This is a genomic window from Streptomyces sp. Da 82-17 (assembly GCF_046098215.1).
Taxonomy (GTDB): domain Bacteria; phylum Actinomycetota; class Actinomycetes; order Streptomycetales; family Streptomycetaceae; genus Streptomyces.
Genome location: NZ_JBJURH010000005.1, coordinates 264530 through 276952, shown reverse-complemented (window position 1 = coordinate 276952; position 12423 = coordinate 264530). Strand labels below are relative to the sequence as shown.

The following is a 12423-nucleotide window of genomic DNA, read 5'->3' as shown; positions in this document are numbered from 1 at the left end:
CGCTTCGCCCAGGCCCCTCCCGTCCACCTGGGCTGATCCCGTACCCGGCCGAGCCGCCCGTCCGTCCATCTCAGCTGCCCGACGTCTGCTGACCGCTCAGCCCGGATACCGGTCGAGCATCCGGCCCGCCGCCCGCTCCGCGAGCAGCCCCGGATCGTCGAGGAGCACGGCCTGGTGCAGCCGCTGCAGCCGTGCGGACGGTTCGATGCCGAGCTCCTCGACGAGCGCGGTGCGCAGCGTCTGGAACACCCGGAGCGCCGCCGACGGCCGCCCCGACCGGTAGTGGGCCACGATCAGCTGGGCGTGCAGGTTCTCGTGCAGCGGATGCTGCGCGGTGAGCGCCGCCAGCTCCGTGACCAGTTCGGCGTGCAGCCCGAGCCGCAGCTCGACCTCGATCCGCCGCTCGACGAGGCCGAGTCTGCTCTCCTCCAGCCGCATCCGCTCCACGGCCAGCAGCGGGCCGGTGCGCAGATCGGCCAGGGCGTGCCCGCGCCACAGGGCGAGCGCGGCACGATAGCGGCGGGCGGCCGCCTCGTCGTCGCCCAGGTCCTCGGCCCGCCGCCCCTCGGCGGTCAGCAGGTTGTACACGTGCAGATCGAACCTGTCCGGTTCGAGCCGCAGTTGATAGCCCTCGTGCCGGGTCGTCAGCAGCTCCTTGGCGCACGCGCCGGCCCGGGGGCCGCCCATGGCCTCGTCGACGCGGCGCCGGATCTGCAGGATGTACGTCTGCAGCGTGGTCGGCGCGCTGCGCGGAGGCGCGTCGGACCAGATCTCCTCCATCAGCCGGGAGACCGGCACCACTTGATTGCTGTGGAACGCGAGCAGTGCGAGCAGCTGGCGTGGCTTGCCGGCCGTCGGCAGAATCGAGCGGCCGTTCAACTCGGCCTCGATGGCTCCTAGAACACGAATGTGCATTCCAACGCCTCCCCCAGTCCTGTCTGGGTCGAACCTCGCACGAGGCCCGTTCCTGCGCCAGTGCCCCGATACCGGTTTCGAGGGGTGTTGATCACGGGTGCAACCGTGAAGAATTCATGGGTCGGACCGGGATTTCCGCACGGGCGTCACCGGTCGATGAAGGAGCGATGAAATGCGTGTGACCGAGCCTCGCCGGCCGAATCCGGAAGTTCGATTCCAGACTTCTCCGGCGGGGTGATGTGCAGTGCACCTGACGTTCTCGGAGTGCTCCCCGGCGCAGCCACTTCGCCAACTTGACGTCGACAAAGGCGAGTTGAGTGGCTGAAATCGGATGGGGTTTCGAGGCCCGGGTATCATTCCGCGGGCAGTTCAACTGAGTACGTCGAGCAAAGGCAATGGGGGATTGTGTTGATCCGAGTCCTGCTGGCTGAGGATCTGCATCTGGTGCGCGGCGCGTTAGGTGCCTTGTTGGCGTTGGAGAGCGACATCGAGGTCGTCGCAAGTGTGAAGCGCGGCGACGCGATCCTGCCCGCGGCAGTGGAGCACAAGCCGGACGTCGCGGTCATCGACATCAATCTGCCCGGGCTCGACGGGCTGAGCGCGGCCGCACTCGTCAACGAGCGGATGCCCGGCACCGGAACCCTCATCCTCGACAACGTCGGCCGCCCCGCGACGCTGCGCCGGGCGATGGCCGCCCGCGTCTCCGGCTACCTGCTGAAGGACGCCCCGCCGGAGGAGCTCGCCGGCACCATCCGGAAGATCGCCTCCGGCCACCGGGTGATCGACCCCGAACTGGCCCTGGCCGCCTGGGACAGCTCGGACACCCCGCTGACCACCCGCGAGTCGGAGGTCCTCACCCTGGCCGCGGGCGGGCACGGGGCGGGCGACATCGCGGCCCGGCTGCGGCTCGCCCCCGGGACCGTACGCAACTATCTCGCAGCCGCGGTCGGAAAGCTCCAGGCGCGGAACCGGGTGGACGCCATCCGCATCGCCCGCGAGTCCGGCTGGATCCTCTGAAGCGCCCCCGCGCCGACCACGCCGACCGGTACTTACCCGTACCCGTACCCGTACCCGTACCCGCCCCCGTCCGCCCCGTCCGCCGCCCGGTCCGCCCCGAGTCGCCTTCGACCGGGGCGCGAGCGGCGCCGGGCACCCTCGGCTCCCATGTCTCCACGAGGGCTCCGCCGTCTGCTGGCCGACCGCATCCTGCACCCCCTCTGGGAGGGCCTGGTGTCCCTCGGGGCGGTCTACCTGGCCGGCGACACGGCACGCGCCGACCACGACCGCACCGCACCACGGCCCACGGGACCCGCCGCGCACCACCCGGAACGCCTCCGCCCCGACCTCCCCCTCACCCCTCAGGAACGCCGACTGTCCCGCCACCTGACCCGGCACGGGACACGCCTCGACTGACGCCCCGCCCGCGAGGCGCCGCACCGACCGGACGTCTGCCGGGTACGGGACGGACGCGGCGGTCAGGCGTCCGGCATCCGCAGAGCCAGGACCGCAAGGTCGTCGTGGCCGTCGCTCGGGTGGTGGTCGGCGAGGGTGTCGACGAACTCCTGCAGAGGCAGGCCGATGTACGCGGTGGCGAGTTCGGCGAGTCTGGACAGGTCGGCGTCGACGGTGTGACCGGGCTGTTCGACGAGTCCGTCGGTGTAGAAGACCACGGTGGCTCCTGGCGGCAGCGGGTGGGTGTGGTCGGGCCTGGCCTCGTCGGGGCTCACCGCGAGCGGGAGGCCGGGCTCGGCGTGCAGAAAGCGGGTCGCGCCGGCCGGCGTGACGACCAGCGGGGGCAGGTGGCCGGCGGTGGACCAGCGCAACAGCCAGCCGTCCGGGCCGGGTTCGATCCGGGCGAGGCAGGCCGTGGTGACGGGCAGGTCGGTGATGGCGTTCAGGGTGCGGTCGAGCTGGTGCAGGACCGCGCTGGGCGGGGTCAGCCGGTCGTACAGGAGGGCGCGGAGCATGCTGCGGGTCTGCGCCATGGCCGCGGCGGCGTGCAGATCGTGGCCGACGACGTCGCCGATGACGACCGCGCAGGCGTCGTCGGGCAGCCAGATCGCGTCGTACCAGTCGCCGCCGAGGTGGCCCGGCGCGGCCGCGGGGCGGTAGACGGCGGCGCCGCGGAAGGGGTGCAGGTCGGGCAGGGTGGGCAGGAGCAGCCGCTGGAAGCGTTCGGCGCTGTCCCGTACCTGTTCGAGCAGGCGGATGTTCTCGATCGCGATACCGGCCGCGCCCGCCAGGGTCACGACGACCTCCTCGTCCTCACGGTCGAAGGGCTCGCCGTCCCGGCGCTCGGACAGGTAGAGGTCGCCGTAGATCGTGCCGCGCACGCTGATCGCCACGCCGAGGAGCGTCCGCATCGGCGGATGGCCGGGCGGGAACCCGACCGACGCGGGATGCGCCCCGATGTCGTTCACGCGCAGCGGCTCGGGGTTGCGGATGACGTGCCCGAGCACGCCGCGCCCGTGCGGGAAGTCGGTCCCGGCCAGGTCGGCGCGCTCGGCGTCCGACAGGCCGGCGGTGATGAACTGCTCCAGCTCCTCCCCGGACTCGTCGAGCACGCCCAACGCCCCGTACCGGGCGCCGGTCAGGTCCATCGCCGTGGTGACGACGCGGTGCAGCACCGCGGGCAGCCCGTCCTCCCGGCTCAGCGCCAGGACCGCGTCGAGCAGCCCGTGCAGCCGGTCCCTGGACGCGGCCAACTCCCGCAGTCCGCCCGCGATCTCGTCGAGCTGGGCGTCCAGCCGAAACCGCAGACCGGGCAACGCCCGCTCGCCCTCGCCCCCGGCCATCAGATCCACCCGAGGCTGCGACGTACGAGGAGCAGGCAGCGGTGCGACAGCGGCGGCAGGGACGGCGGTGGCGGCAGCGGCATGACAGGCATCGTGCCAGCCCACCCACCCGCGCCCGGGCGATGACACAGGAGGCTCGTGCATATGCCGAACCCGTACGGGAGCCTCGGCAGGTCAGAGGCGTACGGGAGAGGCCGGCCGACGTCGGACGACCATTCGGGGCGGAAGCGCCGGGCGAAGTCGGCGAAGTCGCCCCGCAGACACCGCGCGCCGCACGGCTTCAGCCGGATCTGCCGCCGGCCGTCGGCCCACCAGACCTCGAACCGGACGACGGCGCCCTCCACCGGCCGGTCGCCGCTGTGCGACCGGCAAGCCCCCGACCCCGTGGAGCGCCCAAGCCAATCCGGGTGATCGCGTCCCGTGTGCGGCGAGCGGTCCGGGCTCGGCGGGTAGGGCACCCGCATGCGTGAGAAGTCTTCCGGGGCCGACGGGGCTGGTGGGGCCGACGGGGCCGGTGGGGCCGACGGGGCCCCGGGTGAGGGGGCGGCTTCGGTGTCCGTGTGGCGGCGGATGTACCGGGCCACGGTGCGGTCCGCCGCCGCGCGGGGCTGGCGGCGGGCCGGCGAGCTGGAGTTGATGCACCGGTCGATGGGCCTCGCCGCCCTCGGATTCCTCACCCTCGTCCCGCTCCTGATCGTCGTCGCGGCGGTCGACCCGGCGCAGGGGCAGGGCTTCGCCCAATGGCTCGGCCGGGGCCTGGGCGTGTCGGTGAGCGCCCGCGAGGAGGTCGACGAGCTGTTCGCGTCACCGCGCAAGGCCCTGGAGACGACCACCGCGTACGGCCTCGCCGCGCTCGCCGTGTTCGGGCTGACCTTCGGCTCGGCGCTGCAGACCGGCTACGAGAAGGTGTGGGAGCTGACCGCCGCCCGCTGGCACACCATGTGGCGGCACGCCGTGTGGCTGGCCGCGCTGATCGGCTACCTCTTCGCCTCCGCACAGATCACCCAGGACCGCCCGGTCGAGGGCACCGCGTTCGTCACGTCGCTGTGGCACTTCGCGACCGCCGTGCTGAGCGCCGTGCTGTTCTTCTGGTGGTCGCAGCGGCTGCTCCTCGGCGGCCGCGTCGGCTGGCGCGCGCTGCTGCCCGGCGCGGTGGTGACGGCGCTCGGCCTCGTCGGCCTGCGCGTCTTCTCGCAGCTGGTGTTCTCCCCGCTGATCGCCTCCAACGCCGTCACGTACGGGCCGTACGGCACGGTCCTCGTCGTCCAGTCCTGGCTGGTCGGCGTGGCGGTCGTGGTGCACGGCGGCGCCGTCGTCGGCCGGCTGCTGCACGAGGAGCGCCCGCGCCTCGCGCCCTTCCTGCGCCGCCGTCGACGTACCCGCTGAACAGGCGTACGACGCGCGGGAGTTGAGGCCCGCAACCCCCTCCGACCTGGCCCCTTCCGGCCGTTCGCAAGAGCTGCACGCGCAATTCACCGGGCCGACAGCGTGTCAACTCGCGTACGCGGTGCGTCACCGATGTACTCCGGACGGCGCATTCCCGACCCGGAACGCCGCCCGCCCAGACCTCCGGAGGAACCACACCACATGCCGCTGAAGAGCTACGGCGTGCTCGCCGCCCGTGCCGTCGACCGCCGCCGCGAGGGCACCGCCGACGACACTCCCCACTTCCAGATCCACCTCGTCGACGAGGCCGGCACGCACTACCGCGCCGCCGTCAACGTCAAGTCGCAGGAGTCCCCGTCGGAGCTGCTCTACCTCGTCGACGAGAGCTTCGCCCACGCCCTGCTCGACAAGCTCCCCGCCGCGGGCAGCGGCTGGACGGACCTGCCGACGGACGCGGGCGGCGCTGCGCTCGACTACGTACGCGGTGAGATGCTCGCCCGCCCCGACATGAAGAAGCTCCCGGCGGACAAGCCCGGCCCGGACAACGACCTGGCCGACGTCCTCGACGAGCACGTCCAGCGCGCCATCGCCGACGAGAACGCGGCCCTGTACGTCTTCGGTGAGCGCTGGGGCCCCGAGGACGGCACGCCGGACAAGATCTTCGGCTTCGAGCCCGGCAACGGCGTCCACGACGTCCACATGAACCAGGGCAACAGCGAGCGCTTCAAGGACCAGGACGGGGTGTGGCAGGACGGCGCCCTGCTGATCCACCTGCCCGCGGACGAGCAGTGGATCGCCGTCTTCCTCGCCTTCCAGTCCCAGTCCTGGAACACCGACGACTCGACGGGCCACGCCGAGGACGCCGCAGACCGCCCGGGCGAGCCGACAGAACCGACCGAGCCGTCGGAACCGACCGAGCCGTCCGATCCCGCGGGCCCCACGGATCCGCCCCGCCTCCCCGCCGTGCGCATCCACTCGGCCCTCGTCAACCCGCAGGGCCCGGCGCCCGAGCGCGAGACCATCACCCTGGTCAACGCCTCCCAGGCCGCGGTCGACCTCGGCGGCTGGCACCTCGCGGACCGGAACGAGCGCCGCGTACCGCTGCCCGCCCAGCGCCTCGAACCCGGCGCCACCTTCACGTTCGCCGCCGCCGACGGCCTGCAGCTCGGCAACCGCGGCGGCACGATCACCCTCTTCGACCAGGCGGGCACGACGGTCCACACCGTCACGTACTCCGAGAACCAGGCCCGCCAGGAGGGCAGCCCGGTCGTCTTCGACGCGTAGGAGACGGGCGGGAAGGGGCCCGAATCCCTTGGCCCGGCGGGGAGTTCGGTCACGCTCCCGCCGGGCTGCCGCAACCCCGCCGGGCTGCCGCGGTCAGCCGTCGACCTTCTCCAGGACCTTCTCCGGCTCCGCCCGCAGGATCTCCTCCTGGACCAGCCGGCCCCGCTGCGGGCTGATGTCCATCGACGCGAGCGTCGACGAGATCACCACGCTCGGCAGCACGTGACGCAGCAGTTCGGCGATGCGCTCGCCCAGGTCCTCGTAGTTGCTGAGGGCCTGCGACATGGCCTGCACCCCGGCGAACGAACCGACGACCACCCGCGCGGTCTCCTCGGACTTCACGTGCGGGAGGAGTTCGCCCTGCTCCCGGGCGGACTCCAGCAGGTCGATCATCACGCCGCCCCAGCGCTCGAACGGGCCGCTGCGGTCCAGGTCGACGGCCTGCTGGTTCAGCGTCAGCCACACGCTGGCCCGCACGATCGCGTCGGTCTGCAGCCGGTGCACGTGCAGCATGATCACGTCGACGAGCTCCTGCATCTTGCAGGCGCGTGGGGGCACCGGCGCCTGCTGGGCCTGTGCGCCGAGCACGCCGAGGGCCAGGTGCTCCTTGGACTCGAAGTGGAAGTAGAGGGCGCCCTTGGTGACGCCTGCGACGGACAGAATCTCGGAGATGGTCGCTGCCTGGTAACCGCGCTTCTCGAAGACCGAGGCCGCAGCTTCGAGGATCCTCTGGCGGGTACGAATGGCACGATCCTGCTTCGCCATGTCTCCTCCCTCTCCCGTTTGTGCGTCTGTTCTCGTCCGTCGTTGTCCTGTCGTTCGGCGGATCGATCCGGTGAGAACCCTAGAAATAAACCGACGAGTTTGTATCTTACTGCCTCGGAGGGGCGTTCCCTAGAGCCCCGGACCAAGATCGCGACGATTTGGGGTGGACATGACTCGATCAGCTCCGACGATCCTGGTGACCGGAGCGACCGGCACGGTCGGCCGCGAAGTGGCACAGCGCATCCCCGCCCGGTACCGGGTCCGGCTGCTCACGCGCAGGCCGGAGGCGGTCGGCCGCACGGCGGACCACATCGAGGTCGTGGCCGGTGAGTACGCCGACCCGGAGTCCCTCGACCGCGCGCTGCACGGCGTGGACCGGGCCCTTCTCGTCACCGCCGACGTCGGCGGCGACCACGACACCCGCTTTCTGCACGCCGCCCGCTCCGCCGGCGTACGCCACATCGTGAAGCTGTCCGGTGCCTCCGTGAGCGACCCCGGCGCGGACGACCTCATCACCCGCTGGCAGCGCGACTGCGAACGGCAGTTGTGCGCCTCGGGGATGGCGTGGACACTGCTGCGCCCCCGCTCGTTCATGTCCAACACCCTGGCGTGGGCGCCGACGATCAGCTCCGAAGGGCGCGTCCGCGCGCTGTACGGCGACTCCGTCAACGCCTGCGTGGACCCGCGTGACATCGCCGACGTCGCCGTACGCGCCCTGACCGAGGTCGGCCACGAGGGTGAGGCGCATGTGCTGACCGGGCCGAACCCCATCAGCGCCGTCCAACAGACCAAGCTGCTCGCCGAGTTGCTGGGCCAGCAGCTCACCTTCGAGGAACTCGCGGAGGACGAGGTCAGGGCGCAGTACCGGCGCAGACACCCCGGCCCGCTCGCCGACGCCCTGCTGCGCAGCGCCGAACGGCAGCGGGCCGGCGCCAAGTCCCGGGTGGAGAACACGGTGTTGCGCGTCACCGGCCACCCGCCGCGCTCCTACGCCCAGTGGGCCGCCGACCACCTGACCGCCTTCGTGCAGGCGGCCTGACGGCGACGTCGGTGCCGGTGCCGGTGCCGGCACCGACGTCGGCGGGAACGCGAAGGGGCCGGGTTCAGCTCACCTGAACCCGGCCCCTTCCGTGTTCCCGCCGGACGCGCCCGTCGAAGGCTCAGCCCAGTCTTCGGCCCACAGGGTCGACGAGGACCGTGGTGCTGAAGACGGGCTCGCCCTCCTGCTCCCCGGTCACCAGGACGGACACCGGCGCGTTCCCCTCGGCGGGCAGGGCCTCGGCGCGGATGAGACAGGGCGCGTCCAGCTCCGCGTACCGCGAGAACTCGCTGACCATCGTGACCGGCAGGACGGACTCCCGCCCGAGGAGGAGGTGCGCCGCCTGCCGTGCGGCCTCGATCAGGACCATGCCCGGGATGTGGTCCTGGGGGTGGTCGAAGAGGACCGGGTGCCGGGTGTCCGCCCGCAGCTGCCAGCAGTTCTCCTCGCCGATGGGCGAGAGCACCACATCGGTGGGGGAGGTGCGGCCCACGTGCTGCGGCGGCACCGGCGCGGTGAGCGCCAGCGGGGGCCGGTCGCTGTGCGGCCGGTTGCGGCGCAGCCGCTCGTAGGCCTGCGGCGAGGCGCAGGTGTACGAGGCTCCGCCGGTCGCGACGACCTGGCCGTCCCGGCGGAGCACCGTCTCGTACCGCAGTTTCGCGAGCGCCGGGCCGCGCCTGCGCACCTCGACGCAGGTCACGTCGATGTCGATGTTGGCCGGTGCGCCGGACACCTTCAGGTGCTCCGGTACGACGGTGAGCCGCAGGTCCCACATCAGGAACTTCTGGTCCAGCGGCACGTCGAATTCGGTGTGCGCGAGCAGGGCGCCGATCTGGCGGATCGTCTCGGCGACGATCAGCGGGTCGTGATGGCCGTCGACCTGCGTGAAGTAGCTGTGGCAGCGCGGCCATTGGGCCGTCACGCCGAACCGCTCGTCGTCCCTGCGCGCCCAGCCGGTGAGCAGGACCTCGGCGACCGCGGCGCGGTGCACGAACTCCTTCGGGACGGTGGTGGTGAGCTCTGGGAAGCGGGCCAGGAGCTGCCCCATGGAGTCCGGCGTGGTCACGCTCGTCATCGTGTGGGCACTGGGTGTGAGCTGGATGGTGCTCGCAGACATGTGGTCCTCCCCCAATAGCGACGTGCAGACAGCAGTGCATGAGCCAGGAAGAAAGAGGCGGTGGGGCATCCCCTTGGCCAGACAAGATACATACCAACCGGTTTTGTTTCTAGGGGTTCGCTGAACATCCTGAGCGGCCGCTGTCAGGAGATCCACAAAAGATCCACCGCGCCCCTGGTGTCCGGGGCGTGAAATCGACGCTCGGCCTCCGGGGGCGACCGCGGTCGGCGGCCGGAGGGTGAACACGCTGCGTATACGTCGAGATTCCGGCGGGTCGCGCCTGACGGCCGATCAAAACAGCACAGACGACCTGGAATTGGAAGGAACGCCCGGCCGGCCGGGGCGCCCTGGGGTGGCGGCTGAGGGTCTGGAGGCCGGGATCTCGGGATTGGCCTGTTCTGCCATGGCTGTGCGTATACCGCGTAAGCGGTTTGTTAACGCGGGGGTAGGGCGATTACTGTACGTAGAGCACAGCAAAGCGCCACGAGCACCACCCTGTCACCAGGGGGCCGAAGGGGCGGTCGCCCCGTCCGCGGCCCCGAGCGCCCAGGAGTCTCCCCGATGGTCAAGCAGGACCGTGCGGCCCGTACCCGGCAATCCCTCCTTCACGCCGCGGCCGAGATCTTCGCCGAGCAAGGATTCGCCCCCGCCTCGCTCAGCGCGATCAGCAGACGCGCCGGGGTCAGCAACGGAGCGCTCCACTTCCACTTCTCCAACAAGGACTCGCTCGCCCGGGCGGTCGAGGAGGAGGCGGCCGCGGCCCTGCGCCAGGTGACCGAGCAGGCCGCGCTCGGGTTCGACGGCCCGCTGCAGCAACTCGTGGGCGCCACCCGCGTGCTGACCAAACTGCTCGCCGACGACCCCGTCGTACGGGCGGGCTTCGCGCTGGCCGCCGACACGGCGTGGGGCGAGGGTCAGTCGGCGGGGGAGCGGGTCGGCGTGCGCCGGATCTGGCAGGACTGGGTCGGGGCGACGCTGCGCCGGGCCGCCCGTGACGGCGAACTGGCCGAGGAGGTCTCGGCCGCGGCCGCTACCCACACCGTGATGGCCGCCACCGTCGGCATCGGCGTGCTCGGCAACGGTGACGAGCAGTGGTTCTCCGAGCAGATGGTCAACGACTTCTGGGACCTGCTGCTGCCGGGCCTCCTGGGCCGGGGCCGTGCAGCCGGTGGCGATCCGTCCGCCGCGCGGGACTGATCCAAGAACAGACCGTGTGGTCTTGTAACGGTCTGGGTCTCACGCGATGCGGGAGGCCCAGGCCTCTCCCTCGCTGTCCTCCGTGAGCGGGGAGCGCCTCAACTTCCTGGGGTTGTGCAGGCTCTTCCTCGTAGAGTCGGGCTCAAAAAAACAGGTCGAGCGGTTTCATATTGACAAACCGTCCGCCCTGTTTTCTTATGGGTGGGACACAGGACCCGACCCCGGACCGCTCCATCGCCGGGCGACCACCGACAGGGGAGACCACATGGACATCGACGTACTTGGGCCCCTGGCCGTCAGAGTGAACGGAATCTCCGTCACTCCCACGGCCAAGAAGCCCCGCCAAGTGCTCGCCCTGCTCGCCCTGAACCCCGACCGCGTCGTCACCGTCGACACCCTCATCGAGGAACTCTGGGGCGAGAACCCGCCCCGCAGCTCCCGCACGACCCTGCAGACGTACATCCTGCAGCTGCGCGAACTCATCACCGCGGCGCTCGCCCGGACGCCGCGCGGCGACGCCGGACCCCGCACCGCCAAGGACGTCCTGACCACCACCCCCGGCGGCTACATCCTCCACACCGACAACGGCCCCTACGACGTGCGGGAGTTCGAGCGCCTCGCCGGCACCGGCTACCGCTCCATGGACGCCGGGGACTTCCCGAACGCGGCCCGCCAACTCCGCGAGGCCCTCGACCTGTGGAGCGGCAACGCCCTCGCCGACGTCCACGCGGGCCCCCAACTCCACCTGGAGGTACGGAGGTTGGAGGAGGCCCGGCTGTGCGCGCTCGACCAGCGCATCGAGGCCGACCTCCGCCTCGGCCGGCACCGGGAGCTCCTGGGTGAACTCACCGTGCTCGTACAGCGCCACCGCACCCACGAGAACCTGCACGGGCAGCTCATGGTCGCCCTGCACCGCTCCGGCCGCCGCCGCGAGGCACTGGACGTCTACCAGCGTCTGCGCACCGCCCTCGTCCGCGAGTTGGGCCTCGAACCCTCCGCGGGGCTGCGCCGGCTCCAGCGCTCCGTCCTGGTGTCCGGCCCTGACCTCCTGCCCGAGCCCGCCGGGGCCGGCCCCGACCGACCCAGCCGCCTCAGCCGCATCGGCTGAACCGGCGACGGCCCGCGCGACCGCGCATCACCGAGCAAGCGCGCACAACAGAACAGAAGGAGAGGAACCACGATGCAGGCCAGGTCGGCACGGACCCGCAACAAACTGGTCCGTGCGGGTGCCGAGCTCTTCGACCGCAAGGGCTACGCCCAGGCAACCCTCGTCCAGATCGCCACCTCAGCCGGGCTCACCAAGGGCGCCCTGTACTTCCACTTCGCCTCCAAGGACGCCCTGGCCGACGACATCCAGGAACAGGCGCACCTCCTGCTCCAGGAGTTCGTCCGCACCCACCGGCAGCGGTCGACCGCCCCGGTCCAAGCGCTGATCGACCTCACCCACCTCCTCGCGGGCGCTCTGCACGACGACCCCGTCGTACGGGCCAGCTTCCGCATCGCCCACGAAGGCGCCGGCCGCAACCCCTCCACCGCCGGCTTCCACGACCCGTGGATCGCCGAGGCGCTCGCCCTCCTCGACGAGGCCCGTCGCCAGGGCAGCCTCCGCGCCCCCCTGCCCCACGGCAGGGCCGACGTGCTGCTCTCCACCCTGATCTGCGGCATCGGCGTGCTGGCCGCCGCCGCGTCGCCCCGCCTCGAACTGGGTCGCGGAGTGGCCGAGTTGTGGGCCCAGCTGCTGCCGACCCTCGTGCCCGACGACGACGTCGACGGCTACCGCACCCAGCCCCCGCAGGACGTGCCCGTCGCCGCCCCCGCACCGGCCGGTGACCTCGGCGCCCCCGCCCTGAGCACCCACGACGCGGCCTGACCGGTCGGGGCCCGGCGGGGCTCGGGGTTCGGCGGGGCCCGGCGGGGCTCGGGGT

General features: G+C 71.8%; 12 protein-coding genes. 8 read left to right on the top strand and 4 right to left on the bottom strand.

The annotated features are described in order from the left end of the window. Positions 1-96: 96 nt before the first annotated feature. Positions 97-915: a BTAD domain-containing putative transcriptional regulator gene (locus ACIDOF_RS11080; protein WP_409005614.1), complete on the bottom strand. Its 819-nt coding sequence runs from the start codon at positions 913-915 to the stop codon at positions 97-99. 405 nt (positions 916-1320) lie between these two features. Between ACIDOF_RS11080 and ACIDOF_RS11075 the strand changes: the two genes are divergently transcribed. Together ACIDOF_RS11075 and ACIDOF_RS11070 are read left to right on the top strand one after the other, a co-directional pair. Further along, positions 1321-1932, top strand: a complete 612-nt coding sequence (locus tag ACIDOF_RS11075) for a DNA-binding response regulator (RefSeq protein WP_409005613.1) — start codon at positions 1321-1323, stop codon at positions 1930-1932. Between the two features lie 147 nt (positions 1933-2079). Further along, on the top strand, positions 2080-2328 hold the full coding sequence (locus ACIDOF_RS11070) for a DUF6059 family protein (RefSeq protein WP_409005612.1): 249 nt from the start codon (positions 2080-2082) through the stop codon (positions 2326-2328). Between the two features lie 62 nt (positions 2329-2390). On the opposite strand, the gene ACIDOF_RS11065 is transcribed toward ACIDOF_RS11070, so the two are convergent. Further along, the gene (locus ACIDOF_RS11065) at positions 2391-3710 is read right to left on the bottom strand and encodes a PP2C family protein-serine/threonine phosphatase (protein ID WP_409005611.1); all 1320 of its coding nucleotides are present in this window, start codon (positions 3708-3710) and stop codon (positions 2391-2393) included. Between the two features lie 570 nt (positions 3711-4280). Between ACIDOF_RS11065 and ACIDOF_RS11060 the strand changes: the two genes are divergently transcribed. Together ACIDOF_RS11060 and ACIDOF_RS11055 are read left to right on the top strand one after the other, a co-directional pair. After that, positions 4281-5096 carry a YhjD/YihY/BrkB family envelope integrity protein gene (locus ACIDOF_RS11060; protein ID WP_409005750.1) on the top strand — a complete coding sequence of 272 codons (816 nt, stop codon included), beginning with the start codon at positions 4281-4283 and terminating at the stop codon, positions 5094-5096. Positions 5097-5297: 201 nt separating this feature from the next. Beyond that, the gene (locus ACIDOF_RS11055; protein WP_409005610.1) at positions 5298-6380 is read left to right on the top strand and encodes a DUF2278 family protein; all 1083 of its coding nucleotides are present in this window, start codon (positions 5298-5300) and stop codon (positions 6378-6380) included. 93 nt (positions 6381-6473) lie between these two features. On the opposite strand, the gene ACIDOF_RS11050 is transcribed toward ACIDOF_RS11055, so the two are convergent. Next, on the bottom strand, positions 6474-7145 hold the full coding sequence (locus ACIDOF_RS11050; protein WP_409005609.1) for a ScbR family autoregulator-binding transcription factor: 672 nt from the start codon (positions 7143-7145) through the stop codon (positions 6474-6476). Between the two features lie 169 nt (positions 7146-7314). Here ACIDOF_RS11050 and ACIDOF_RS11045 point away from each other — a divergent pair, with 169 nt between their 5' ends. Continuing rightward, on the top strand, positions 7315-8184 hold the full coding sequence (locus tag ACIDOF_RS11045; RefSeq protein ID WP_409005608.1) for an SDR family oxidoreductase: 870 nt from the start codon (positions 7315-7317) through the stop codon (positions 8182-8184). A 121-nt stretch (positions 8185-8305) separates the two neighbouring features. On the opposite strand, the gene ACIDOF_RS11040 is transcribed toward ACIDOF_RS11045, so the two are convergent. Further along, positions 8306-9301: a ScbA/BarX family gamma-butyrolactone biosynthesis protein gene (locus ACIDOF_RS11040; RefSeq protein WP_409005607.1), complete on the bottom strand. Its 996-nt coding sequence runs from the start codon at positions 9299-9301 to the stop codon at positions 8306-8308. Positions 9302-9862: 561 nt separating this feature from the next. On the opposite strand from ACIDOF_RS11040, the gene ACIDOF_RS11035 reads away from it, so the two are divergent. The 3 genes from ACIDOF_RS11035 to ACIDOF_RS11025 all read left to right on the top strand — a co-directional run bounded on the left by ACIDOF_RS11035 (position 9863) and on the right by ACIDOF_RS11025 (position 12368). Continuing rightward, positions 9863-10498: a ScbR family autoregulator-binding transcription factor gene (locus ACIDOF_RS11035; protein ID WP_409005606.1), complete on the top strand. Its 636-nt coding sequence runs from the start codon at positions 9863-9865 to the stop codon at positions 10496-10498. A 265-nt stretch (positions 10499-10763) separates the two neighbouring features. Further along, positions 10764-11606, top strand: a complete 843-nt coding sequence (locus tag ACIDOF_RS11030) for a BTAD domain-containing putative transcriptional regulator (RefSeq protein WP_409005605.1) — start codon at positions 10764-10766, stop codon at positions 11604-11606. 72 nt (positions 11607-11678) lie between these two features. Beyond that, positions 11679-12368 (top strand): ScbR family autoregulator-binding transcription factor, encoded by a 690-nt coding sequence (locus ACIDOF_RS11025; RefSeq protein ID WP_409005604.1) that lies wholly within the window; start codon positions 11679-11681, stop codon positions 12366-12368. Positions 12369-12423: the final 55 nt, after the last annotated feature.

Excerpts from the sequence above, each read along its gene's own strand:
- ACIDOF_RS11035 (WP_409005606.1), top strand. The coding sequence starts at position 9,863 with ATGGTCAAGCAGGACCGTGCGGCCCGTACCCGGCAATCCCTCCTTCAC.
- ACIDOF_RS11055 (WP_409005610.1), top strand. The coding sequence starts at position 5,298 with ATGCCGCTGAAGAGCTACGGCGTGCTCGCCGCCCGTGCCGTCGACCGC.
- ACIDOF_RS11050 (WP_409005609.1), bottom strand. The coding sequence starts at position 7,145 with ATGGCGAAGCAGGATCGTGCCATTCGTACCCGCCAGAGGATCCTCGAA.
- ACIDOF_RS11040 (WP_409005607.1), bottom strand. The coding sequence starts at position 9,301 with ATGTCTGCGAGCACCATCCAGCTCACACCCAGTGCCCACACGATGACG.
- ACIDOF_RS11045 (WP_409005608.1), top strand. The coding sequence starts at position 7,315 with ATGACTCGATCAGCTCCGACGATCCTGGTGACCGGAGCGACCGGCACG.
- ACIDOF_RS11030 (WP_409005605.1), top strand. The coding sequence starts at position 10,764 with ATGGACATCGACGTACTTGGGCCCCTGGCCGTCAGAGTGAACGGAATC.
- ACIDOF_RS11060 (WP_409005750.1), top strand. The coding sequence starts at position 4,281 with ATGTACCGGGCCACGGTGCGGTCCGCCGCCGCGCGGGGCTGGCGGCGG.
- ACIDOF_RS11070 (WP_409005612.1), top strand. The coding sequence starts at position 2,080 with ATGTCTCCACGAGGGCTCCGCCGTCTGCTGGCCGACCGCATCCTGCAC.
- ACIDOF_RS11065 (WP_409005611.1), bottom strand. The coding sequence starts at position 3,710 with ATGGCCGGGGGCGAGGGCGAGCGGGCGTTGCCCGGTCTGCGGTTTCGG.
- ACIDOF_RS11080 (WP_409005614.1), bottom strand. The coding sequence starts at position 915 with ATGCACATTCGTGTTCTAGGAGCCATCGAGGCCGAGTTGAACGGCCGC.
- ACIDOF_RS11025 (WP_409005604.1), top strand. The coding sequence starts at position 11,679 with ATGCAGGCCAGGTCGGCACGGACCCGCAACAAACTGGTCCGTGCGGGT.